The 25,334-nt window shown below is 71.2% G+C and carries 14 protein-coding genes, 1 tRNA gene and 1 rRNA gene; 4 read left to right on the top strand and 12 right to left on the bottom strand.

Features of this window, described 5'->3' with window-relative positions; all coding sequences use genetic code 11:
• Positions 1–28: 28 nt before the first annotated feature.
• Genes ACFZB3_RS35525 through ACFZB3_RS35515 form a run of 3 tightly spaced genes read left to right on the top strand, consistent with a single transcriptional unit; the run spans position 29 to position 6,717 of the window.
• Positions 29–5,029: an ATP-dependent helicase gene (locus ACFZB3_RS35525; RefSeq protein WP_391382996.1), complete on the top strand. Its 5,001-nt coding sequence runs from the start codon at positions 29–31 to the stop codon at positions 5,027–5,029.
• A gap of 48 nt (positions 5,030–5,077) precedes the next feature.
• Positions 5,078–5,920 (top strand): DNA-formamidopyrimidine glycosylase family protein, encoded by an 843-nt coding sequence (locus ACFZB3_RS35520; RefSeq protein WP_391382994.1) that lies wholly within the window; start codon positions 5,078–5,080, stop codon positions 5,918–5,920.
• A 32-nt stretch (positions 5,921–5,952) separates the two neighbouring features.
• On the top strand, positions 5,953–6,717 hold the full coding sequence (locus ACFZB3_RS35515; RefSeq protein ID WP_391382991.1) for an SDR family oxidoreductase: 765 nt from the start codon (positions 5,953–5,955) through the stop codon (positions 6,715–6,717).
• Positions 6,718–7,044: 327 nt separating this feature from the next.
• Here ACFZB3_RS35515 and ACFZB3_RS35510 read toward each other — a convergent pair whose 3' ends face one another.
• From ACFZB3_RS35510 to ACFZB3_RS35470, 9 genes are all read right to left on the bottom strand, one after another.
• Positions 7,045–7,176 (bottom strand): hypothetical protein, encoded by a 132-nt coding sequence (locus tag ACFZB3_RS35510; RefSeq protein ID WP_391382988.1) that lies wholly within the window; start codon positions 7,174–7,176, stop codon positions 7,045–7,047.
• Between the two features lie 142 nt (positions 7,177–7,318).
• Positions 7,319–7,693: a helix-turn-helix transcriptional regulator gene (locus ACFZB3_RS35505; RefSeq protein ID WP_351484950.1), complete on the bottom strand. Its 375-nt coding sequence runs from the start codon at positions 7,691–7,693 to the stop codon at positions 7,319–7,321.
• A gap of 109 nt (positions 7,694–7,802) precedes the next feature.
• Positions 7,803–8,348 carry a nicotinamide-nucleotide amidohydrolase family protein gene (locus ACFZB3_RS35500; RefSeq protein ID WP_391382985.1) on the bottom strand — a complete coding sequence of 182 codons (546 nt, stop codon included), beginning with the start codon at positions 8,346–8,348 and terminating at the stop codon, positions 7,803–7,805.
• Positions 8,345–9,118, bottom strand: coding sequence for a CDP-diacylglycerol--glycerol-3-phosphate 3-phosphatidyltransferase (pgsA, locus tag ACFZB3_RS35495; protein WP_391382983.1), 774 nt, complete (start codon positions 9,116–9,118; stop codon positions 8,345–8,347). Before pgsA ends, ACFZB3_RS35500 begins: the two co-directional genes overlap by 4 nt.
• A complete protein-coding gene (rimO, locus tag ACFZB3_RS35490) occupies positions 9,115–10,587 on the bottom strand; it encodes a 30S ribosomal protein S12 methylthiotransferase RimO (protein WP_391382980.1) in 1,473 nt (490 codons plus the stop codon). Before rimO ends, pgsA begins: the two co-directional genes overlap by 4 nt.
• Positions 10,588–10,679: 92 nt before the next feature.
• Complete coding sequence (locus ACFZB3_RS35485; RefSeq protein ID WP_391382976.1) at positions 10,680–11,522, bottom strand: RodZ domain-containing protein; 843 nt, start codon at positions 11,520–11,522, stop codon at positions 10,680–10,682.
• Positions 11,523–11,812: 290 nt separating this feature from the next.
• Complete coding sequence (locus ACFZB3_RS35480) at positions 11,813–14,566, bottom strand: DNA translocase FtsK (RefSeq protein WP_391382973.1); 2,754 nt, start codon at positions 14,564–14,566, stop codon at positions 11,813–11,815.
• A gap of 124 nt (positions 14,567–14,690) precedes the next feature.
• Entirely contained in the window at positions 14,691–15,371 is a 681-nt protein-coding gene (locus tag ACFZB3_RS35475) for a two-component system response regulator (protein WP_189262252.1), read from the bottom strand.
• Between the two features lie 274 nt (positions 15,372–15,645).
• The gene (locus tag ACFZB3_RS35470) at positions 15,646–21,102 is read right to left on the bottom strand and encodes a HAMP domain-containing protein (RefSeq protein ID WP_391382970.1); all 5,457 of its coding nucleotides are present in this window, start codon (positions 21,100–21,102) and stop codon (positions 15,646–15,648) included.
• 398 nt (positions 21,103–21,500) lie between these two features.
• On the opposite strand from ACFZB3_RS35470, the gene ACFZB3_RS35465 reads away from it, so the two are divergent.
• Positions 21,501–24,254 (top strand): SpoIIE family protein phosphatase, encoded by a 2,754-nt coding sequence (locus ACFZB3_RS35465; protein WP_391382966.1) that lies wholly within the window; start codon positions 21,501–21,503, stop codon positions 24,252–24,254.
• 62 nt (positions 24,255–24,316) lie between these two features.
• Here ACFZB3_RS35465 and ACFZB3_RS35460 read toward each other — a convergent pair.
• The 3 genes from ACFZB3_RS35460 to rrf all read right to left on the bottom strand — a co-directional run.
• Positions 24,317–24,389 (bottom strand) — tRNA-Thr (locus ACFZB3_RS35460).
• A 76-nt stretch (positions 24,390–24,465) separates the two neighbouring features.
• Entirely contained in the window at positions 24,466–25,128 is a 663-nt protein-coding gene (locus ACFZB3_RS35455; RefSeq protein WP_391383736.1) for a DegT/DnrJ/EryC1/StrS family aminotransferase, read from the bottom strand.
• 113 nt (positions 25,129–25,241) lie between these two features.
• A 5S ribosomal RNA gene (gene rrf, locus ACFZB3_RS35450) occupies positions 25,242–25,334 on the bottom strand; the annotation flags it as partial.

Here is a 25,334-nt window from a genome sequence, read left to right as displayed (position 1 = left end):
TGTCAGTGGCCAGGTGCAGGATGGACCCATGCCGAAATCCGCACACCGAGCCCTCGACGGCTTCTCCCCCGCGACCCGCGGCTGGTTCACGGGGGCGTTCTCCGCGCCCACCGCGGCCCAGGCGGGCGCGTGGCAGGCCATCGGCGCGGGCTCGGACGTGCTGGTGGTCGCCCCGACCGGCTCCGGCAAGACGCTGGCCGCCTTCCTCGCCGCCCTGGACCAGCTGGCCTCCACCCCGCCCCCGGCCGACCCGAAGAAGCGCTGCCGGGTGCTGTACGTGTCCCCGCTCAAGGCCCTCGCGGTCGACGTCGAGCGGAACCTCCGCAGCCCCCTGACCGGCATCCGCCAGGAGTCCGTGCGCCTCGGCCTGCCCGAGCCGGAGGTCCGGGTCGGCATCCGCTCCGGCGACACCCCGGCCGCCGAGCGCCGCGCCCTGTCCACCCGCCCGCCGGACATCCTGATCACCACCCCTGAGTCCCTGTTCCTGATGCTGACGTCGGCCACGCGCGACGCGCTGGCCGGCATCGAGACGGTGATCCTGGACGAGGTGCACGCGGTCGCCGGCACCAAGCGCGGCGCGCACCTCGCGCTCTCCCTGGAGCGGCTGGACGAGCTGCTGCCGAAGCCGGCCCGCCGGATCGGCCTGTCGGCGACCGTCCGCCCGGTCGACGAGGTGGCCCGCTATCTCTCGCCGCGCCGCAAGGTGGAGATCGTCCAGCCGAAGTCCGGCAAGGAGTTCGACCTCTCCGTCGTCGTCCCGGTGGAAGACATGGGAGAGCTGGGTGGCTCCCCGGCCACCGACGGCGGCGAGGGCGCGGAGAAGCCGTCGATCTGGCCGCATGTGGAGGAGCGGATCGCCGACCTGGTGCAGGCGCACCGCTCGACGATCGTGTTCGCGAACTCCCGCCGCCTGGCGGAGCGGCTGTGCAACCGGCTCAACGAGATCGCCTACGAGCGGGCGACCGGCGAGCCTCTCGACGAGCACCACTCCCCGGCCGAGCTGATGGGCGGCTCGGGCGCGGCCCAGGGCGCCCCGCCGGTCCTCGCCCGCGCGCACCACGGCTCGGTCTCCAAGGAGCAGCGCGCCCTGGTCGAGGAGGACCTGAAGGCCGGCCGGCTGCCCGCCGTGGTGGCCACCTCCAGTCTCGAACTGGGCATCGACATGGGCGCGGTGGACCTGGTCGTCCAGGTCGAGTCCCCGCCGTCGGTCGCCTCCGGCCTGCAGCGCGTCGGCCGGGCGGGTCACCAGGTCGGCGCGGTCTCCACCGGCGTGGTCTTCCCCAAGTACCGGGGTGACCTGGTGCAGGCGGCCGTGGTCACCGAGCGGATGCGCACCGGTTCCATCGAGTCCCTGAAGGTCCCGGCCAACCCTCTCGACGTGCTGGCCCAGCAGCTGGTCGCGATGACCTCGCTGGACACCTGGCAGGTCGACGACCTGCTGGCCACCGTCCGTCGCGCGGCCCCCTTCGCCGCGCTCCCGGAGTCGGCGTTCACCGCGGTCCTCGACATGCTCGCGGGCCGCTACCCGTCGGACGCGTTCGCGGAGCTGCGCCCGCGCGTGGTCTGGGACCGGGTCGCGGGGACGGTCACCGGCCGCCCGGGCGCCCAGCGGCTCGCCGTCACCTCCGGCGGCACGATCCCCGACCGGGGCCTCTTCGGCGTCTTCCTGGCCGGCGCCGACCCCAAGAAGGGCGGCGGCCGGGTCGGCGAGCTGGACGAGGAGATGGTGTACGAGTCCCGGGTGGGCGACGTCTTCACCCTGGGCACCAGCTCCTGGCGCATCGAGGACATCACCCGCGACCGCGTCCTGGTCTCCCCCGCCCCCGGGGTGCCGGGCCGGCTGCCGTTCTGGAAGGGCGACCAGCTGGGCCGCCCGCTCGAACTGGGCCGCGCGGTCGGCGCGTTCCTGCGCGAGGTCGGCGCGCTCTCCAAGGACGACGCCCGGCTGCGGCTCCTCGCCGCAGGCCTGGACGCCTGGGCGGCGGACAACGTGCTGTCGTACCTGGACGAACAGCGCGAGGCCTGCGGCCATGTCCCCGACGACCGGACGATCGTCGTGGAGCGCTTCCGCGACGAGCTGGGCGACTGGCGGGTCGTCGTGCACTCCCCGTTCGGCGCCCAGGTGCACGCCCCCTGGGCGCTCGCCCTCGGTGCCCGGCTCTCCGAGCGGTACGGCATGGACGCCCAGGTCATGCACGCCGACGACGGCATCGTGCTGCGGCTGCCCGACGCCGACCTGATGGGCCTCGACCTGCTCGACCAGGCCCCCGTGAAGGCCGGCACGGAATACGACGCCGAGCAGGCGCCCGTCGGCGCGGCGGACGTCGCCTTCGACAAGGGCGAGGTCGACCAGATCGTCACCGACCAGGTCGGCGGTTCGGCCCTGTTCGCCTCCCGCTTCCGTGAGTGCGCCGCCCGTGCGCTGCTGCTCCCCCGCCGCAGCCCCGGCAAGCGCACCCCGCTGTGGCAGCAGCGCCAGCGCGCCGCCCAACTGCTTCAGGTGGCGAGCGAGTTCGGGTCGTTCCCGATCGTCCTGGAGGCCGTCCGCGAGTGCCTCCAGGACGTCTTCGACGTACCGGGCCTGGTCGAGCTGATGGGCGACCTCGAATCCCGCAGGGTCCGCCTGGTCGAGGTCACCACCCCGGAGCCGTCCCCGTTCGCCCGTTCCCTCCTCTTCGGATACGTCGCCCAGTTCCTGTACGAGGGCGACTCCCCGCTCGCCGAGCGCCGCGCGGCCGCGCTCTCGCTGGACTCCCGGCTGCTGGCCGAGCTGCTCGGCCAGGCGGAGCTGCGGGAGCTGCTGGACGCGGAGGTGCTGACCGAGCTGGAGCGCGAGCTGCAGTGGCTGGCCGAGGACCGCCGGGTCAAGGACCCGGAGGGCGTGGCCGACGTGCTGCGGCTGCTCGGGCCGCTCACGGCCGCCGAGTTGGCGGAGCGGGGCGCCGAGCCGCAGTGGGCCGCGGAGCTGGCGGGCGCCCGGCGGGCCATCAAGGTGCGGATCGCCGGTACCGACCACTGGGCGGCGATCGAGGACGCGGGCCGGCTGCGCGACGCCCTCGGCACCGCCCTGCCCGTCGGCGTCCCCGAGGCCTTCACCGAGCCGGTGAAGGACCCGCTCGGCGATCTCCTCGCGCGGTACGCGCGCACCCACGGCCCGTTCACGTCGACCACCGCGGCCGCCCGCTTCGGGCTCGGGGTGGCGGTCACGGAGGGCGCGTTGCAGCGGCTCGCCGCGGGCGGGCGGGTGGTGCAGGGCGAGTTCCATCCGGCAGGCATCGGCCAGGAGTGGTGCGACGCGGCGGTGCTGCGCAGGCTGCGCCGCCGTTCGCTGGCCGCGCTCCGGCACGAGCTGGAGCCGGTGGCACCGGCCGCGCTCGCCCAGTTCCTGCCGCAGTGGCAGCACATCGGCAAGGGGCACGGGCTGCGCGGCGTCGACGGACTGGTGCGTGCCGTGGAGCAGTTGCAGGGCGCGTCCGTACCGGCGTCGGCTCTGGAGAAGCTGGTCCTGCCGTCCCGGTTGGCGAACTACTCGCCCGCGATGCTCGACGAACTCACCGCGGCGGGCGAGATCGTGTGGGCCGGTGCGGGCGCCCTGCCCGGCAAGGACGGCTGGGTCTCCCTGTACATGGCGGACGCGGCCCCCGTGCTCCTCCCGCCGCCGCACCCGCTGGAGCTCACCGCCCTCCACCAGTCCGTCCTCGACGCCCTCTCCGGGGGCTACGGCCTGTTCTTCCGCCAGATCGCCGACCAGGTCCGCGCCACCACGCACCCCGACGCCACCGATCCCCAACTGGCCGACGCCGTCTGGGACCTGGCCTGGTCCGGGCGGCTCACCAACGACACACTGGCCCCGATGCGCGCCCTGCTGGGGTCGGGCCGTACCGCGGGCTCCACCGCGCACCGCGCCAAGCGCGCCGTCCCGCGCGGCCGCTACGGCTCGCTGACGGCCGCCGCCCGCCCTGCCTCCCGCACCGGCCCGCCGACCGTGGCCGGGCGCTGGTCCCTGCTGCCGCAGCGCGAGCCGGACACCACCGTGCGCGCCCATGCGCTGGCCCGCACCCTGCTCGACCGGCACGGCGTGGTGACCCGGGGCGCGGTCGCGGCGGAGGGCGTGGAGGGCGGCTTCTCGGCGGTGTACCGGATCCTGTCGGCCTTCGAGGAGAGCGGCCAGGCGCGCCGGGGCTATGTCGTGGAGGGCCTGGGCGCGGCCCAGTTCGCGATGGACGGCGCGGTCGACCGGCTGCGCGCGGTGTCCAACGCCCGCGACCGGGGCGAGGTCCTGCCGGGTACCGGCTTCGGAAGCACGGGAGCCACCGGCGCCCCGGCGTCAGCCGATCCGGACGGCGGCCACGGCGGCCACGGCAGCGCTGATCCCGGCGAACTCCTCGACCCCCTCGGCCCCTTCGACACGGCCGGCTTCCCCGACCTGGACGGCGACTTCACCTGGCCGCCCGAGCCGCCCACCGCCCCGGGCGACTACGTCTCCCCCAAGGACCTCGCCCCCGCCGACCCGTTCGCCGCACCCGGCTACGGCGGCCCCCGAGGCAGCGGCCCCGCGAACCCGTACGGCCCGAGCTCCTACGGCCCGAACCCCTACACCTACGGCAACCGCCACACCCGCACCCCCGTCGCCCCCGACCCCAGAGCCGTGGTCCTCGCCGCCGCCGACCCGGCGAACGCCTACGGCGCCGCCCTCCCCTGGCCCGAGCCGCCGACCGGCGCCGGGCACAAACCGGGCCGCAAGGCGGGTTCGCTGGTGGTCCTGGTCGACGGAGAGCTGACCCTCTACATGGAGCGGGGCGGCAAGACCCTGCTGGCCTGGCCCACCGCCCCCGACACGGCCGCCGCCGAGGACGCCCGGCTGCGTACGGCGGCGGAGGCTCTCGCGGCCGCCGCCCGCGCGGGCACCCTCGGCACGGTGACGGTGGAGCGCGTCAACGGCGCCCAGGCCCTGACCTCCCCCCTGGGCACCCTCCTGGAGGGAGCGGGCTTCATCGCGACCCCGCGCGGCCTGCGGCTGCGGGCGTGAAGCACGGTGCGCGCCGCGCCTCCCGTCCCCTCGTGCCACCCTTGACCCATGCCCGAAGGTGACACGGTCTGGCAGGCCGCGAGGCGCCTGCACGACGCGCTCGCCGGCCAGGTGCTGACCCGCACCGACTTCCGGGTGCCCAAGTACGCCACGGTCGACCTCGGCGGCCGTACGGTCCTCGGCACCACCTCGCGCGGCAAGCACCTGCTGACCCGTTTCGAGGGCGGCCTGACCCTGCACACGCACCTGCGGATGGAGGGCGCATGGAAGGTCTTCGGCGCCGGTGAGCGCTGGCGGGGCGGTCCCGCGCACCAGATCCGGGCGATCCTCGCCACCCCCGACCGCACGGCCGTCGGGTACCGCCTCCAGGTCCTGGAGTTCCTGCGCACCGGCGAGGAGGAACGCGCCGTGGGCCACCTCGGCCCCGACCTGCTGGGCCCCGACTGGAACCCCGACCGTGCTCTCGCCAACCTCCTCGCGGACCCGGCCCGCCCGCTCGGCGAGGCCCTGCTCGACCAGCGCAACCTCGCCGGGATCGGCAACATCTACAAGAGCGAGCTCTGCTTCCTGATCGGCGCGACCCCCTGGCTCCCGGTCGGCGCGCTCCCCGCCGACCGCGCCGCGATCCTCCCCGGTCTCGCCCAGCGGCTCCTGGAGGCCAACCGCGACCGCGTGGTGCGCCGGACCACCGGCCTGCGCGACCACGACCTCTTCGTGTACGGCCGCGCGCCCCGCCCCTGCCTGCGCTGCCGCACCCCGGTCCGCCTCGCCGACCAGGGCGACGGATCGCGCGAGCGCCCCACCTACTGGTGCCCCGCCTGCCAGACCGGCCCGGCTCCGGCCCCGGGTTCCCTGCGCGCCCACGGGACCCGCCCCCGCACAGGTAATTGACGGACCGTCAGAAACGCTCGTACCGTCCCTTCATGCCCCTCACGGCGTACGACCTCACCGGACGCACCGCATTCGTCACCGGCGCCGCCGGCGGCATCGGCCGGGCGTCGGCCGTGCTGCTCGCCGAGGCGGGCGCGACCGTGCACTGTGCCGACCGGGACGCGGACGGCCTGCACGAGACGGCGGCGCTGATCAAGGACCGGGGCGGCACCGCCCGCACCCACCCCCTCGACGTCACCGACCAGGCGCGGCTCGGGGAGGCCGTGCGGTCCTGCGGGCGGCTGGACGTCATGGCGGCGATCGCCGGGATCATGCACCGCAGCCCGGTCCTGGAGACCAGGGACGAGGACCTCGACCGGGTGCTCGGCGTCAACTTCAAGGGCGTGCTGTACGCCTGCCAGGAGGCCGCGCGCCTGATGCTTGCCGGGCAGAGCGGGGGCAGCATCATCACCATGGCCTCCGGCGCGATCGACACCGGCGGCCCCGGCCTGCTCTGCTACGGCGCGGCCAAGGCGGCCGTGGTCCAGCTGACCAAGACGCTCGCCAACGAGGTCGGCCGGCAGGGCATCCGCGTCAACGCGGTCGCTCCTGGCTGGACCCGCACCCCCATGACCGACCGCGACGACAGCGCGGAGCAGGAGCAGACGGAGGCCCGGATGGCCCGGATGTCGCCGCTGGGCCGGGTCGGCGAGGCGGAGGACGTGGCGCACGCGGTGCTCTATCTGGCCTCCGACGCGTCCTCGTTCACGACGGGCCAGATCCTGCGCCCGAACGGAGGGGTGGCGATGCCCTGGTAGCCCCCTGGGTCCGCCAGGCCGTCCGCCAGCGCGCCGGTCCCAGGGCCCCCGCCGCCCGGGCCCGCGGCACGCAGTTCACCGGCAGCAGGCTCAGTCCCCAGCCGCCGGCCGCCACGGTCCCTTCCAGCGCCCCGGCGCCGTCGGTGAACGTGATCCGCAGCACGGCCCACCACCACACCGCCGCGAATCCCAACGCAACCCCCCAGCGCACTATCCGCCCCACCATGGCCGTCACCTCCAGCCGGACGCTAGACCGCCGCCCGGTCCGCCGGGGAGGCGCACCGAGGGCTCACCGATGCAACGGCCCTGGACCGGCATCGGTCTCTGCTAGGCGTTCTCCGCCTCGGCCACGGTTTTCAGGCCCGTGTCGGACGGCGGGCTCTTCACGACGTACATGCGTTCTCTCCGGTCGTCAGCCCCCGGCAAGCGTTCCTCCACCATGACCGGATCGGCGGACACCGGCAAATGGACGCATGCCGCCCGCAGACGCACGAAGGCCCCGGCCGGGCCTTCCCAGGTCTCCCGGGAGGGCCCCGGCCGGGGCCTCGCGCACTTCTTCGACGCCAGGTCGGCGCCGCGTCGCTCTACATCCGCGCAGGCGTCACGCGGCGACCACGTCCACCGCCTCGGCGGGCGCCTTGATGGTCACCCGTTCCGGTGGCACGCCGGTCACCGAGACGGTACCCAGCATCGGGCGAACCGGCGTGGGCACGGGCTCGGTGGCCTGGGCGGACTGGGCCAGCTCGGCGAGGGCGAGCTCGTCGCTCACTTCTCGCATGAGCTCGGACATCCGTACGTCCAGCGCGTCGCAGATGGCGGAGAGCAGCTCGGAGGAAGCCTCCTTCTGCCCCCGCTCCACCTCGGAGAGATAGCCGAGTGAGACTCGGGCGGACGAGGAGACTTCGCGCAGAGTACGGCCCTGGCGCTGGCGCTGCCGACGCAGCACGTCACCCAGCAGGCGACGGAGCAGAATCATCGGTGGCTCCCTCCTCGGACCGCGTAGCCGCATCCTTCACGCCCCACCGTACCGCCTTGCGCCGCGGCCGTGCGGGGAGCGATGTCGTGTTCACTCAGGGCTGCAAACATCAAAACCCCCCGTTCTGTTCCGTATCCTGTGTCCGCTCATTCCCGGTCTGTTCGCTCGCAAGCTCCCTCAGAAGCAGTGCGAGCACGCTCCGTACACTCTCTCTACGAATTTCCGCGCGGTCGCCGTTCAACCGCAGGGCCTCCACTTTTCCGCCAGCGGCAGAACCGGAACCAGGGCCGAACGGCCCGTCCACGGCCACGAACACGGTCCCGACCGGTTGGCCGTCCTGCGGTTCCGGTCCGGCGACCCCGGTGGTCGCGAGGCCCCAGTCGGCGCCCAGCGCCTTGCGCACTCCGGCCGCCATCTGGGCCGCGACCTGCGGATCCACCGCTCCCCGCTCGGCCAGCAGGGTGGCGTCGACGCCGAGCAGGTCGTGCTTCAGCTCGGTGGCGTAGGCGGTGACGGAGCCCCGGAACGCCTTGGACGCCCCCGGGACCGTTGTGATCTCCGCGGCAACCAGGCCGCCGGTCAGCGACTCGGCGACAGCAAGGGTCTGCCCTCTCACCGTCAGTAGTCGCACCAGTTCGGCGGCCGTGGAATTCACGCTTCCGAGTCCTCCAACGCTGCTGTGCGCTCGGCGATTCCCTGCCGCCGCAGCACAATGGCTTGTCTCACATAGTCGAGTCCGGTGACGACGGTCAGGACGACGGCAGCGGCCATCACCCAGAACCTCAGGGTCGCCAGCCACCCCGTCAGCGCCAGCACGTACATCCCGACGGCCACGCCCTGGGTGAGCGTCTTGAGCTTGCCGCCGCGGCTGGCCGGGATCACGCCGTAGCGGATGACCACGAAACGCATCAGCGTGATGCCGAGTTCCCTGGCGAGGATCACGATCGTCACCCACCAGGGCAGATCGCCCAGCCCGGAGAGACAGATCAGCGCCGCTCCCATGATCGCCTTGTCGGCGATGGGGTCGGCGATCTTCCCGAAGTCGGTGACGAGGTTGTAGGTGCGTGCCAGATGCCCGTCGAACAGGTCGGTGATCATGGCGATGGCGAAGGCCGCCCAGGCCAGCGAGCGCCACGCCGGGTCGTAGCCGCCGCCGGCCAGCATCAGGGCGACGAAGCCGGGCACCAGGACCAGCCGGAGCATCGTCAGCAGATTGGCGACGTTCCACAGGCTGGCCTGGTTGACGGCGGCTGCGGCGATCTTCCCGCCGCGTACGGGCCGCTCACCGTCGTGGGAACCGGTGTCACGGGAACCGGAACCGTGGGAACCGGAATCCGGGGCCGCACCGGAGGCGGCGGCGGAACCCGGGGCGCCGTGCGCGCCGGAGGAGGAGCCGCCCGCGGCGGACGCCGGGACTCCGGTCATCTGCCGGCCTCCTCACTCCATGCGGGCGAGCCCTGCAGCGGCTCGGCCACCAGGTCGACACCTTCCGTACCGACCACCTTCGCCTCGACCATACGACCCACGTGCAGTCCCGCGCCGCTGGTGAGCAGCACCTGTCCGTCCGTCTCGGGCGCCTGGTGGGCCGCCCGGCCGTAGACGCCGTCCTCGTCGTCCACGGACTCCACGAGGACGTGCACGGTCTCGCCGAGGCGCTCCTCGGCCCGCTGCGAGACAAGCTCCTCGGCGAGCCGGGAGATGTGCGCGAGGCGCTCGGCGACGACCTCCTCGGCGAGCTTGTTCTCGTACGTGGCCGCCTCGGTGCCCTCCTCGTCGGAGTAGCCGAAGACACCGATGGCATCCAGCCGCGCGCCGTTCAGGAAGCGCTCCAGCTCGCCGAGATCGGACTCGGACTCGCCGGGGAAGCCGACGATGAAGTTGGAGCGGACACCTGCCTGCGGGGCCTTGCTGCGGATGGTGTCGAGCAGCTCCAGGAAGCGGTCGGTGTCGCCGAAGCGGCGCATGGCCCGCAGCACGCCCGGGGCGGAGTGCTGGAAGGACAGGTCGAAGTACGGGACGACCTTCGGGGTGGAGGTCAGCACGTCGATCAGGCCGGGCCGCATCTCGGCGGGCTGGAGGTAGCTGACGCGCACCCGCTCGACGCCGTCCACCTCGGCCAGCTCCGGCAGCAGGGACTCAAGGAGACGGATGTCACCCAGGTCCTTGCCGTAGGAGGTGTTGTTCTCGGAGACCAGCATGATCTCCTTCACGCCCTGCTCGGCCAGCCACCGGGTCTCGTTCAGCACGTCGCTCGGGCGGCGGGAGATGAAGGAGCCGCGGAAGGACGGGATGGCGCAGAAGGAGCAGCGCCGGTCGCAGCCGGAGGCGAGCTTGACCGAGGCGACCGGGGCGCCGTCCAGGCGGCGGCGCAGGGGTGCACGCGGGCCGGAGGCGGGCGCGACGCCCTCGGGGAGGTCGACCGGGCCGTGCCCCGGGAGCGCCACCGCCGCGGCCGAGTCCTGCCGCTCGGCGGGGCTGATGGGCAGCAGCTTGCGGCGGTCGCGCGGGGTGTGCGAGGCGTGGATGCCGCCGTTGAGGATGGTCTGCAGGCGGTCGGAGATGTCGGAGTAGTCGTCGAAGCCGAGCACGCCGTCCGCCTCGGGCAGCGCCTCGGCGAGTTCCTTGCCGTACCGCTCGGCCATGCAGCCCACCGCCACGACGGCCTGGGTTCTGCCGTGTCCCTTGAGGTCGTTGGCCTCCAGGAGGGCGTCGACCGAGTCCTTCTTGGCGGCCTCGACGAATCCACAGGTGTTGACGACGGCGACGTCCGCGTCCGATGCGTCCTCGACGAGCTGCCAGCCGTCCGCCTCCAAGCGGCCTGCGAGCTCCTCCGAGTCCACCTCGTTACGGGCGCAGCCGAGAGTGACAAGTGCGACGGTACGGCGTTCAGGCATGGGCTCAAGACTACTTTGTCTCACTGACAGCCCACGTCGAAGGGGCTGGCCGATCATGGCCAACCCCTTGTGTACGTGCATAATCCGAACGATTATCCGACTTCCGGGTCGCCCTTGGTGTACGTCAGACGCTCCACCGCACCCGGCCGGAACTGGTCCTCGATCTTCTTGCCGTTGACGTAGAGCTGAATGGCTCCGGCGTCGCCGAGGATCAGGTTGATCTTGGAGCTGTCCTGGAAGGTCTTGGACTCGCCCTTCTTCAGGAGCCCGTCGAAGAGCATCCGGCCGTTGTGGTCCTTGGCCGAGATCCAGCTGCGTCCGTTGACCGCGCTGACCTGGACGGTGACCTTGTCCTGGGGCGCGGCGGCGATCGCGCTGTCGGAGGGCTCGGGGGTCTTGTCCGGCCTGCTCTCCTTCGGGGTCGGCGAGACCGGCTTGCTGGTCGACGGGGCGGGGCCCTCGGCGACCGACTGCTTGGCGTCGTCGCCGTTGCCGCCCTTGAAGGCGGTGAAGCCGACGAAACCGATCACGACGACGATCGCGGCGACCATGGCCGCCGTCCAGTTGGGTCCGCGCCGCTCGGGGCGGATACGTTCCGCCTCGAACAACGGCGCGGCGGGCGTCGGCGCGGGCCGCCCACCACCGTGCTCCGCCGCGAACTGCGCGAGCAGCGGCTCGGGGTCGAGGCCGACGGCCTTGGCCAGGGTCCGGATGTGCCCGCGGGCGTAGACGTCGCCGCCGCAGGGCGCGAAGTCGTCGGCCTCGATGGCGTGCACGATGGCGATACGGACCCGGGTGCTCCCGCTGATGTCGTCGACGGTCAGCCCGGCGGCGATGCGGGCCTGCTTGAGGGCTCGGCCTACGGAGGGGCGGTTTTCCTCGGACACGTCTGGGAACGGACGCTCGTCTTCAGGGGAGTTGCTGCCGATGGACACGGGGGCGCCTTTCGAGCGTGTAGCCACCTGTGCTGGAGGTTCAGTCTATGGGGGGTGCGAAAGGGTGAGGCAACCGGGCGGTACGACTTTGTACGCCATCGGTATGGCCCGACATCCCGATGACAGGTCAGGTGCGCGCCCCAGAATGGGGTGCACACCTTTCCTCTCGCTCAACTTGACGTACGTCAAAGGGAAACGGTTGCCCGACGGTCCCTAACGGGTGGATCACGACGACGACACCACCCGGCCCGCAGGCGCCCGTAGCCCTCAGACAGGTCTACCCCTCAGGTCTACCCCTCGGACTCCCCGCGGATCACAGCAAGCACCCCGTCCAGCTCATCAGGTTTTACCAATACGTCGCGCGCCTTGGACCCCTCGCTCGGCCCGACCACGCCGCGCGACTCCATGAGGTCCATGAGCCGGCCGGCCTTGGCGAAGCCGACGCGCAGCTTGCGCTGGAGCATGGACGTGGAGCCGAACTGGGTGGAGACGACCAGCTCAGCGGCCTGGCAGAGCAGGTCGAGGTCGTCGCCGATGTCCTCGTCGATCTCCTTCTTCTGCTTGGTGCCCACGACGACGTCGTCCCGGAAGACCGGCGTCATCTGGTCCTTGCAGTGCTGGACGATCACCGCGACCTCTTCCTCGGTGACGAACGCGCCCTGCATACGGGTCGGCTTGTTCGCCCCCATCGGCAGGAAGAGTCCGTCGCCCTTGCCGATCAGCTTCTCGGCACCGGGCTGGTCGAGGATGACGCGGCTGTCGGCGAGCGAGGAGGTCGCGAAGGCGAGCCGGGAGGGCACGTTCGCCTTGATGAGACCGGTGACCACGTCGACCGACGGGCGCTGGGTGGCGAGCACCAGGTGGATGCCGGCGGCCCGCGCGAGCTGCGTGATGCGCACGATCGAGTCCTCGACGTCACGCGGGGCGACCATCATCAGGTCGGCGAGCTCGTCGACGATGACCAGCAGGTACGGGTACGCCTGGAGCTCGCGCTCGCTGCCCTCGGGCGTCTTGAGCTTGCCGTCCCGGACGGCCTTGTTGAAGTCGTCGATGTGCCGGTAGCCGAAGGCGGCCAGGTCGTCGTAGCGCAGGTCCATCTCGCGGACGACCCACTGGAGCGCCTCGGCGGCCCGCTTCGGGTTGGTGATGATCGGCGTGATCAGGTGCGGGATGCCCTCGTACGCGGTCAGCTCGACGCGCTTGGGGTCGACGAGGACCATCCGCACGTCCTCCGGGGTCGCCCGCATCATGACCGAGGTGATCAGGCAGTTGATGCAGGACGACTTTCCGGAGCCGGTGGCGCCGGCGACCAGCATGTGCGGCATCTTCGCCAGCGAGTGCATGACGTAGCCGCCCTCGACGTCCTTGCCGAACGCGACCAGCATCGGGTCGTCGTCCTCGGCGGACTCGGCGAGCCGCAGCACGTCACCGAGGTTGACCATCTCGCGGTCGGTGTTGGGGATCTCGATGCCGACCGCGGACTTGCCCGGGATCGGGCTGATGATCCGCACGTCCGGGCTGGCGACGGCGTACGCGATGTTCTTGGTGAGCGCGGTGATCCGCTCGACCTTCACGGCGGGGCCGAGCTCGACCTCGTAGCGGGTGACCGTCGGTCCGCGGGTGAAGCCGGTGACGGCGGCGTCGACCTTGAACTCGGAGAAGACGTTGGTGAGCGAGGCGACCACCCGGTCGTTGGCCTCGCTGCGCGCCTTGCCGGGGCCGCCGCGGGTGAGGAGGTCGAGCGAGGGCAGCGAGTAGGTGATGTCGCCGGAGAGCTGGAGCTGCTCGGCGCGCGGCGGCAGGTCGCGGGGCTCCTCGGGCGCCGGCTTGGTCAGGTCCGCCACGACCGGCTCGACCCTGAGCTTCTCCTGCTTGGGACGCGCGGCCGGGACCGGACTCGGGCTCGGGCTCGGCACCGGCACGGGTGTCGGCGTGGTGTCCTCGCGGTCGCCGACGCTGACGCCCTGGGTGAGGTCCGCGACGAGCGGCGATGGCGGCATGCCGTGCAGGACGGCGCCGTCGAGCGCGGCGGCGGCCGCCGCCGCGACGTCCACGGCGTCCATCTGGCGGCCCAGCTCGGGCTGCGGCACGGCGGAGCGCCGCGGACGGCCCCGGCGCTTGGCGAGGGCCTCCCGCTCGGCGTTGTCGGGGTCGAACTCCTGGGGGGCTCCGGAGCGCCTTCGGGGGCGCGCGGGCAGCGCCTGGCGCCACTGATCGTCGTAGCGCTCGTCGTCCTCGCTGTACTCCGGGTACTCGTCGTCGGGCTCGGGGTCGTGCAGCAGCCCGAGGCGCGCGCCGAGCGCCCGCAGCCGCTGCGGGATGGCGTTCACCGGGGTGGCGGTGACGACGAGCAGCCCGAAGACCGTGAGCAGCACCAGCAGCGGTACGGCGAGGACCTCGGTCATGGTGTACGTCAGCGGGGTCGCCGCCGCCCAGCCGATGAGGCCGCCGGCGTCCCTTATGCCCTGCATGCCGTCGCTGCGGGCGGGCGAGCCGCAGGCGATGTGCACCTGGCCGAGCACACCGATGACCAGCGCGGACAGGCCGATCACGATCCGCCCGTTGGCGTCCTGCTGCTCGGGGTGGCGCATGAACCGCACGGCGATCATCGCGAGCAGTATGGGCACCAGCAGGTCGAGACGGCCGAAGGCGCCGGTGACGAGGATCTCGACCAGGTCTCCGACCGGGCCGCGCAGGTCGGCCCAGGTGCCGGCGGCGACGATCAGGGCGATGCCGAGCAGGAGCAGGGCGATGCCGTCCTTGCGGTGGGCCGGGTCCAGGTTCCTTGCTCCCTGTCCTATGCCGCGGAAGACGGCGCCGACGGCGTGCGCGACACCGAGCCAGAGGGCGCGCACCAGGCGGTACACACCCCCGGTGGGGCTGGGCGCCGGCTTGGGTGCCGGCGCGGACTTCTTCGCCGCGGTCCTCTTGGCGGGCGCCTTCTTGGCCGGGGCTTTCTTCGCGGCGGCCTTCTTCGCCGGAGCCTTCGAGGGAGCGGCCTTCTTCGCGGGCTGCTTCTTGGCTGCCGAGGGACGTGAGGCCATGGGTGTGAGATTACCGGGGGATGCGACAGGGGACACGTGTGCCCACAGCTTCACCCGTTCGTGTCGCCCTTCGCGGGGCGCGGAACTGACGCGCGCTCATGGACAACTGCGTCCGCGGTCGCGCTCAGTTCTGCGACGGGAGCGACGGCGTGGCGCCGCCGGTGCCCGGTTCGAGGGCGTCGAGCGCCCGGCGCAGGCCGGTGAGTTTGCGCTCCAGGTGGGCCGCCGTGGCCACCGCGGCCGCGTCCGCGGACTCGTCGTCCAGCTGCTTGGACAGCGCCTCGGCCTGCTCCTCGACGGCCGCGAGCCGGGCGGACAGCTCGGCGAGCAGCCCCGCGGACTCCTTGCCGGCGACCGCGCCCTTGCCGCCGCCCTCCAACTGGAGCCGCAGCAGCGCCGCCTGCTCGCGCAGCTGGCAGTTCTTCATGTACAGCTCGACGAACACCGAGACCTTCGCGCGGAGCACCCACGGGTCGAACGGCTTGGAGATGTAGTCCACCGCGCCCGCGGCATAGCCCCGGAAGGTGTGGTGCGGGCCGTGGTTGATGGCGGTGAGGAAGATGATCGGGATGTCCCGGGTCCGCTCCCGCCGCTTGATGTGCGCCGCGGTCTCGAAACCGTCCATGCCCGGCATCTGGACGTCCAGCAGAATCACCGCGAAGTCGTCCGTGAGCAGTGCCTTGAGTGCTTCCTCCCCGGACGATGCCCGCACCAGTGTCTGATCGAGCGCAGAGAGGATGGCCTCCAGCGCCAGCAGATTCTCCGGCCGGTCATCGACCAGGAGGATCTTGGCCTTCTGCACCATGGCCCGCCCTCCTCGCCCCGGATGTGCACCGGGCGCCGCCCCAGGGGACGACTCCCTTTCGCCGCCCGTCCTTGTGCCGGTCATGGTAGCCGCACCCCGCCTGTCGCCACACCCTGTCACCGCGATGTCACTGTGCACGTAGCAGAAACGCAGCCGGAGACCAGAAGGTTCCCCCAATCCCGCACTTCTACACGGGTTCCGCCACCCTGAGTCAGCAACTCCCCGTGCACACGGAAGGTTCCCGAAACGTTCACATCACACCCGGCCGTTCCGGTCACTCCTCGCGCATCCACTGCTCCATCACCGCCAGAAGATGATCGGGGTCGACCGGCTTGGTGACGTAGTCCGAGGCGCCCGACTCGATGGCCTTCTCCCGGTCGCCCTTCATCGCCTTCGCGGTGAGCGCGATGATCGGCAGCCCGGCGAACTGCGGCATCCGGCGGATCGCGTGGGTCGTCGCATAGCCGTCCATCTCGGGCATCATGATGTCCATCAGAACGACCGCGACATCGTCGTGCTGCTCCAGGACCTCGATGCCCTCCCGGCCGTTCTCGGCGTACAGCACCGACAGGCCGTGCTGCTCCAGGACGCTGGTGAGCGCGAAGACGTTGCGGATGTCGTCGTCGACGATCAGCACCTTCTCCCCGCCGAACCGCATGCCCCGGCGCGGCTGCGCGGACCGCGCGTCCTGCTCGGCGAGCACCGGCCACGCCTCGGCCACCGGAGCGCCCCGGCGGCGGCGCCTGAAGAGCGCCGCGGCACCGTTCTGGGTCTCCTGGTACGACTTCACCTCGGCCGGCGTCTCGATCTCCACGCCGGACATCTCCAGGGCGAGGTTCTGCGAGGCCACCAGGTCCCCGGCCTCCAGCTGGGGCACGGCCTGCTGGTAGCCCTGCGGCGGCAGCTCGCTGGGGTGCAGCGGCAGGTACAGCGTGAACGTGGAGCCCCGGCCCGGCTCGCTCTGCGCGTGGATCTCACCGCCGAGCAGCTGCGCGATCTCCCGCGAGATCGAAAGACCGAGGCCCGTACCGCCGTACTTGCGGCTGGTCGTGCCGTCGGCCTGCTTGAACGCCTCGAAGATCACCCGCATCTTGCTGGCCGCGATGCCGATGCCGGTGTCGGTCACCGAGAACGCGATCAGCGGCGCGTCCGGATCGCTGAGCGAACCGGCCTCCAGGAGCTGCTCCCTGATCCCCACCGGGACATCGCCGCTCGCCGGCCGGATCACCAGCTCCACCGACCCGGAGTCGGTGAACTTCACCGCGTTGGAGAGCAGGTTGCGCAGCACCTGCAGGAGCCGCTGCTCGTCGGTGTGCAGGGTGGCGGGCAGCTCCGGCGAGACCCGCACCGACAGGTCCAGGCCCTTCTCCGCGGTCAGCGGCCGGAAGGTGGCCTCCACGTAGTCCACGAGCTGGACGAGCGCGATACGCGTCGGGGAGACGTCCATCTTGCCCGCCTCGACCTTCGACAGGTCCAGGATGTCGTTGATCAGCTGGAGCAGGTCCGAGCCCGCGCCGTGGATGGTCTCGGCGAACTCCACCTGCTTCGGCGACAGATTGCCCTCGGCGTTGTCGGCGAGCAGCTTGGCCAGGATCAGCAGCGAGTTGAGCGGGGTGCGCAGCTCGTGCGACATGTTGGCGAGGAACTCGCTCTTGTAGCGCATGGAGACGGCGAGTTGCTCGGCGCGCTCCTCCAGGACCTGCCGGGCCTCCTCGATCTCGGTGTTCTTCACCTCGATGTCCCGGTTCTGCTGGGCCAGCAGCTCGGCCTTCTCCTCCAGTTCGGCGTTGGACGCCTGCAGGGCCTTCTGCCGGTTCTCCAGTTCGGCCGACCGCTCCTGGAGCTGCTCGGTCAGCTCCTGCGACTGCTTCAGCAGCACCTCGGTCTTGGTGTTGACGGAGATGGTGTTGACGCTGGTCGCGATCATCTCGGCGATCTGGTTGAGGAAGTCCTTCTGGATCTGCGTGAACGGCGTGAAGGACGCCAGCTCGATCACGCCGAGCACCTTGCCCTCGAACAGCACCGGAAGCACGATCACCTGCGCCGGCGGGGCCTCGCCGAGCCCGGAGGAGATCTTCAGGTAGCCGGTGGGCGCCTTCTCCACCAGGATCGTGCGCTTCTCCTGGGCGGCGGTCCCGATCAGCGCCTCACCGGGCCGGAACGACGTCGGCATGGAGCCCATCGAGTAGCCGTAGGAACCGAGCATGCGCAGCTCGTAGGCGTCCTCGTTCTCGGCGTTCGTGTCCTTGCCGTCGACCAGCGGCATCGCCAGGAAGAACGCGCCGTGCTGCGCGGTCACCACCGGCGTCAGCTCGCTCATGATCAGGGACGCCACGTCCACCAGGTCGCGGCGGCCCTGCATCAGTGCGGAGATCCGGGCCAGGTTGCCCTTGAGCCAGTCCTGCTCCTGGTTGGCGACCGTGGTGTCGCGCAGGTTGGCGATCATCTTGTTGATGTAGTCCTGGAGTTCCTGGATCTCACCGGACGCGTCCACGTCGATCTTCAGGTTCAGGTCGCCGCGGGTCACCGCGGTCGCCACGCGCGCGATGGCACGCACCTGCCGGGTCAGGTTCCCGGCCATCTCGTTCACGGACTCGGTGAGGTCCCGCCAGGTGCCGTCGACGTCACGCACGCGTGCCTGCCCGCCGAGCGCCCCCTCGGTGCCCACCTCCCGGGCGACCCTGGTGACCTCCTCGGCGAAACTCGACAGCTGGTCGACCATCGTGTTGATCGTCGTCTTGAGTTCGAGGATCTCGCCGCGGGCGTCAATGTCGATCTTCTTGGTCAGGTCGCCCTTGGCGATGGCCGTGGTGACCATCGCGATGTTGCGCACCTGGCCGGTCAGGTTGGACGCCATCTGGTTCACCGACTCGGTGAGGTCCTTCCACGTCCCCGCCACACCCGGTACGTGCGCCTGGCCGCCCAGGATGCCGTCCGTGCCCACCTCACGGGCCACCTTGGTGACCTGGTCGGCGAACGAACTCAGCGTCCGCACCATCTGGTTGATCGTGTCGGCGAGCTGGGCCACCTCACCGCTCGCCTCGATGGTGACCAGCCGCGTCAGGTCGCCGTTGGCGACCGCCGCCGAGACCTGGGAGATGTTGCGCACCTGAGTGGTCAGGTTGTTGGCCATCAGGTTCACGTTGTTGCTGAGGTCCTTCCAGATACCCGTGATACCCGGAACGTGCGCCTGACCGCCCAGGATGCCCTCGGTGCCCACCTCACGGGCCACCCGGGTCACCTGCTCGGCGAAGGACGACAGCTGGTCGACCATCGTGTTGACCGTCGTGACGAGCTCAAGGATCTCGCCCTTCGCGTCAACAGTGATCTTCTTCGACAGGTCGCCCTTGGCGACCGCGGTCGTGACCTCGGCGATGTTGCGCACCTGGATGGTCAGGTTGTTCGCCATGAAGTTCACGGACTGGGTGAGGTCCTTCCAGGTGCCCGCGACCCCCTGCACCTCGGCCTGGCCGCCGAGGATGCCCTCGGTGCCCACCTCGCGCGCCACGCGCGTGACCTCCTGGGCGAACGACGACAGCTGGTCGACCATCGTGTTCAGGGTGTTCTTCAGCTCCTGGATCTCACCGCGCGCGTCCACGGTGATCTTCTGGGAGAGGTCACCGCGGGCCACCGCCGTGGCGACCTGGGCGATGTTGCGCACCTGGGCCGTCAGGTTGCCGGCCATGCCGTTCACGGAATCCGTCAGATCCCGCCACACACCGGCCACACCGGGCACCTGCGCCTGCCCGCCCAGCCGTCCTTCCGTACCCACCTCGCGGGCCACCTTGGTGACCTGGTCGGCGAAGGCGGACAGTTGATCAACCATCGTGTTGATCGTGTTCTTCAGCTCAAGGATCTCGCCGCGCGCGTCGACGTCGATCTTCTGGGACAGGTCGCCCCGCGCCACCGCCGTCGTCACCTGGGCGATCTGCCGCACCTGCGAGGTCAGGTTGCCGGCCATGAAGTTGACGGAGTCCGTCAGCTCCTTCCAGGTGCCCGAGACGCCGTCCACGCGCGCCTGGCCGCCCAGCCGGCCCTCGGTGCCCACGTCCCTGGCCATCCGCGTCACCTGGTCGGCGAAGCTGGAGAGCTGGTCCACCATCGTGTTCACGGTGTTCTTCAGCTTCAGCATCTCGCCGGAGACGTCGACCGTGACCTTCTGCGACAGGTCGCCGTTGGCCACCGCCGTCGTCACCTGGGCGATGTTGCGGACCTGGCCGGTCAGGTTGCGGAACGCGGTGTTGACGGAGTCCGTCAGGTCCTTCCAGGTACCGGCGGCTCCGGGCACCTGCGCCTGACCGCCCAGCTCACCCTCGACACCGATCTCCCGGGCCACGCGGGTGACCTCGGCACCGAACGACGACAGTTGATCAACCATGCCGTTGACGGTGTTCTTCAACTCCAGCATCTCGCCGGCCACGTCGACCGTGACCTTCTGCGAGAGATCACCGTTGGCCACGGCCGTCGTCACGGCGGCGATGTCGCGCACCTGGGTGGTCAGGTTCCGGAAGACCGTGTTGACGGAGTCCGTCAGGTCCTTCCACGTGCCCGCCGCGCCCGGCACGTTCGCCTGCCCGCCCAGCCGACCCTCGCCACCGACCTCGTTGGCCACGCGCGTGACCTCGTCCGCGAAGATCCGCAGCGTCTCGGTCATCTGGTTGATCGTCTCGGCGAGCTGCGCGACCTCACCGCGCGCCGGAACGGTGACCTTGCGCGACAGGTCACCGTTGGCGACCGCGGTGGTCACCTCCGAGATCCCGCGCACCTGGGCCGTCAGGTTGCCGGCCATGGTGTTGACGGAGTCGGTGAGTTCCTTCCACGTACCCGCCACACCGGGCACGTTCGCCTGGCCGCCCAGGATGCCGTCCGTACCCACCTCGCGGGCGACCCGGGTCACTTCGGAGGAGAACGCCGACAGCTGGTCCACCATCGTGTTGACGGTTTCCTTCAGCTCCAGCATCTCGCCGGCGACCTGGACCGTGACCTTCCGCGACAGATCACCCTTGGCGACCGCCGTCGTCACGAGCGCGATGTCCCGCACCTGTGCCGTCAGCCGGTACGCCATCGTGTTCACCGAGTCCGTGAGATCACGCCACGAACCGGACATACCGCGCACCCGGGCCTGACCGCCCAACTTGCCCTCGGTACCCACCTCGCTGGCCACCCGCGTGACCTCGTCGGTGAACGTCGACAACTGGTCGACCAGGTTGTTGACGGTCCGGCCGACCTTCAGGAACTCACCGCGCAGCGGATGCCCGGCCCCGTCCGCCGACGGCGACCGCAGCTCCATGCGCGGCGACAGGTCACCCTCGGCCACCGCCGTCAGGACCCGGCCGACCTCGGAGACCGGCCGCACCAGGTCGTCGACGAGAGCGTTGGAGTTGTCGATGGCGGCCGCCCAGGAACCTTCGCAGGCGCCCGTCTCCAGCCGTTCCGTGAGCTTTCCCTCACGTCCCACGACACGCCGTACCCGCGACAGCTCACCCGTGAGGTGGAGATTGCGGTCGGCCACCTCGTTGAAGACCGCCGCGATCTCCGACATCACGCCGTCCCCGGACACCGTGAGCCGCTTGCGGAAGTTGCCGTCCCGCATCGCCACGAGCGCCACCAGCAACCGGTTCAGGGACGCCGTGTCCACCGCGGTGGTCCCGTCACCGCCCCGCTGCCTGCTCAGGGACGGTCCGCCTTTCGCACGCGCCTTAGTGCCCCGCGCCGCTGCGCCAGACTCCACTGTGTCCCTCCCGCAGGGGTCGACCGTTACTGCTGTGCTCGGACACCGCCATACTCGGCGTACCGCTTACTCCGGCGTACCAGTTACTGCTGCGTATCTCCGCCGGACGACATCCGGCCACACCAGGGGCTGCTGCCCGCCCTGCACACAACGCATTCGGGCTGACCGCACCTTCATCAGAAGCTTGCCCAGTGTTTCACCCTCACCGAACCAGGCCATAACAGTTCGGCAGCTTCGCACATCGTCCGCACACCCTGGGGGCGTAAACACTGGCGACCGGCATCCGCTCGGACGGCGAAGGTAAGTAACCTTGCATGCGGCTGTCCAGCCGCACCGGTCCGTCCGGCCTGGGCGGTGGCACGAGAACGAGCGGGCATTCGGAGGGGCGGCCGCAGACCATGACCACCGGAGTGATCCCCGGGGGACACAACCCGGAGCCACGGCCCACGGGCGAGCGCATGCCGCAACAGCGGCACCAGCCCGGCCAGGCAGGCCCGCATGTCGAGACCCGGTCGAGGAGTTCTGTGATCACCGCGCGCGCGGCCGCCAGCTTCGAGCCCGTCGGGCGATCGGTCGCGACCGCCCGGTCCTTCGTCCGCGACACCCTCCAGGGCTGGGGCTTCGCGGACGTCGTCGACGACGCCGTGGTCCTCACCAGCGAACTGGTCACCAACGCCGTGGTGCACGCCGGCACCCACGCCGACGTCCTGTGCCTGCGCACGGACGACGGGGTGCGGATCGAGGTCGCCGACCGCTACCCGGAGCGCGAGGTCCCGCTCCAGGGCTCCGCCGTCAACATGGGCAGCCCCGACCGCGAGGGCGGCCGCGGACTGCAGCTCTGCGCGGCCCTCGCCGCCCGCTGGGGTGTCGAATACACGTCCACGTACAAAAATGTCTGGTTCCAGCTGGACCTCCCCGAACGCCCGGTGGGCACCCGCGCGGCCGGACCGTCCCTCCCCGCCGACCTGCTGCCCCTCGCCGACGGCCGGGTCCGGGTCGCGGTCGTCCAGATCGACCGCAAGGGCTCCGTCTCCGCCTGGAACGAGGACGCCGAGGAGATCTTCGGCCACACCGCCGCCGAGGTCACCGGCAAACCCCTCACCGACCTCGCCGCCTGGCCGCACACCCCCGGCACCGGCACCGGCATCGCCGAGGCCCTCCAGCTCTCCCGCTGGGAGGGCAGCTACGGCATCCGCGGCGCCGACGGCCGCGTGACCCCCGTCTACGCCTCGCACCTGAGAGTCCGTGACACCGGCGGCGAGCCCTCCACGGTCTGCCTGCTCGTCCGCGACCACGAACGGGCCGTCCTCCAGACCCCGTTGCGCGTCCCCGCCTCCGACGCCGGCGGCGCCCCCGACGGCCAGAGCAGCGACCCCTTCGAGGTGTTCATCGGCTCCCCGGCCCCGGACGACCTCGACGGCCTCCTCCAGCGCACGGTCGAACGCGCCCGCGACATGCTCGACGGCGACTCCGCCTTCCTGCTCCTCGCCACCGACGACGAGACCGAACTGGAGGTCCGCGCCTCCACCGGGCTCCCCTCGGCCCGACAGCGCTTCGCGCGCGTGCCCGTGGAAGCCGGCCCCGGCCGCTACGGCTCGGCCCGCATGCCGGCCGTACACGACGACCTGGCGGCCGTTCCCGGCGCGGTCCCCCTCCTGGCCGGCACCGGCATGCGCTCGGTCGTCACCGTGCCGCTGAAGGTCGAGGGACGCCTGACCGGCTCCCTGGGCGTCGCGGCCGAGGCACCGGGCAGGTACTCCAACGAGGAGGCGCTGCGCCTCCAGTTCGCCGCCGACCGCATCGCCCTGGCCGTCGAGTCGGCCCGCCTCGGCGAGCTGGAACGGCTGCGCCGCGGCTCGCTCAGCTTCCTCGTCGAGGCCTCCGACCTGCTCGCCGGCACCCTGGACCGCGACCAGACCCTCGCCCTGATGGCGCAGATGACGGTCCCGACCCTCGCCACCTGGTGCGCCGTCTACACCATCGCCGACCAGGCCTCCGACCCGTACCTGTCCTACGTCCTGCACGAGGACGAGGAACTCATCGACGGCATCAAGTCGTTGCTCTCCAAGGTGCCCCCGCCGGACCCGGTACCGACCCCCGGCGCCCGCGTCTGGACCGCCCCCGGCGAGCACGCCCACCAGGCCGCCCTGCGCAGCTCCATGCGCAGCCTCGGCCTGACCGGCGGCCCCACCCGCCAGGTCTCCTCCGGCATCGGCCCGACACTCGCCACGGCCTCCGCCGTGGGCGGCGAGACCGTGGTCCTCCCCCTGGTCGCCCGCAACCGCGTCATCGGCATGCTCACCCTCGGCAAGCCCACCGACGAACACTTCCGCCAGGAGATCCTGGAACTCGCCGAGGACCTCTCCCGCCGGGCCGCCCTGGCCCTGGACAACGCCCGCCTGTACTCGGAGCGCACAGCCATCAGCCAGGCCCTCCAGCGCAGCCTCCTGCCCCCGGGCACCCCGCACATCGAGGGCATGGAGGTCGAGGTCATCTACCGCGCGGCCGGCGAGGGCAACGAGGTCGGCGGCGACTTCTACGACGTCTTCCCCATCGCCGACAACGCGTACGGCTTCGCCATCGGCGACGTCTGCGGTACGGGCCCCAACGCGGCCGCCGTGACCGGCCTCGCCCGGCACGCGCTCCGCCTGCTGGCCCGCGAGGGACTCAGCGGCCCCGCGGTCCTGGAGCGCCTCAACTCGGCCATCCTCGACGAGGGAGCCCGCAGCCGCTTCCTGACCCTCCTGTACGGCGAGATGCGCCCCCAGGAGGACGGCAGCGCGGAGATGAAGGTGGTCTGCGCCGGCCACCCGCTCCCCCTGCGCCTGCGTCAGGACGGCACCGTGGAGGCGGCCGCAGAGCCGCAGCCTCTGCTCGGTGTCATCGAGGACCTGGAGCTGTACGAGCAGACGGTCACCCTCGACCCGGGCGACGTCCTCCTCTGCGTCACGGACGGCGTGACGGAACGCCGGGAGGGCACGCGCATGCTCGGCGACGACGGCCTCGCGGACGTCCTGACGACCTGCACCGGCCTTACGGCGGGCGCGGTCGCCGCACGCATCATGCGCGCGGTGGAACGCTTCGCGTCGGACGCCCCGTCCGACGACATGGCCATCCTGGCGATGCGGGTCCCCGGTCTCCAGAAGGACTGAGGGGGACGGGGAAAGAGGGCATGAAAAAGGCCTCGCCCTTACGGGCGAGGCCTTTCGATCGGAGCCCCCAAACGGAATCGAACCGTTGACCTTCTCCTTACCATGGAGACGCTCTGCCGACTGAGCTATGGGGGCCTGTTGCCTTTTCGAGGTTTCCCCCGCCGCAACGGAATAGATCATACCCCGAACAGGCCCGAGTTCCCAAACTCGTTCAGAAGGCGGGCTGAAGCAGTCCGCCGAGCGCATTGCAGGCGGACACGATCCGCTGCATCTCCCGCTTCGTCAACGCCGCGTCCACGGGCAGCGCCAGCGTCTCGTCCGAGGCCACCTCGGTCTCCGGCAGCGAGACACAGCGACGGAATTCCGGCAGCCGGTGCACAGGCGTCTTCACCGGTACCCGGCAGTCAACTCCCTTGCCGCGCAGGGCCCGAGCGAAGGCATCCCGGTCGGGCCGGCCGTTCCCCGGCACCCGCACGACGTACTGCTGGTAGGTGTGCCCGTCACCACCGTCGGGTGTCCGCACACCACGGAGCTTCGCATCGAGGTAGGAGGCCCGCTGCCGGCGCTGCGCGATCTCGTCGTACGGCGCCTCCGACTCACCCTGCTCCAGCACCAGCAGCCCGTGCCGCTGACCCAGCTCACGCAACCGCCGGACATCGGCCCACCGTCCGAACCGGTGCACGACAACCACCGCTGCGGAACGGGCAGTTACGGCCGCTTCCACCGCCGTCACGTCGAGGCAGTAGGTCAGCGGATCTATGTCGGCGAACACCGGAAGCGCACCGGCCAGTGTCACGGCCTCGGCGACTTCGACGTTCCCGAAGGCCGGCACGATGACCTCGTCGCCGACTCCGACACCGGCGGCCCTGAGCATTGCAGCAGTACCCATGCTGGGATGCTCGGCGCGGAACGTGAACGACACGTTACGCAAACCAAAAAAGGGTTGGACCCGGAACCGAAGTTCCAGATCCAACCCTTTGAAGAATTGTTCGGCGGTGTCCTACTCTCCCACAGGGTCCCCCCTGCAGTACCATCGGCGCTGTGAGGCTTAGCTTCCGGGTTCGGAATGTAACCGGGCGT

Source organism: Streptomyces sp. NPDC008092, from assembly GCF_042957285.1.
GTDB lineage: Bacteria > Actinomycetota > Actinomycetes > Streptomycetales > Streptomycetaceae > Streptomyces.
The sequence above is the reverse complement of the archived record's forward strand: the minus strand, read 5'-3'. Positions and strand labels throughout refer to the sequence as shown.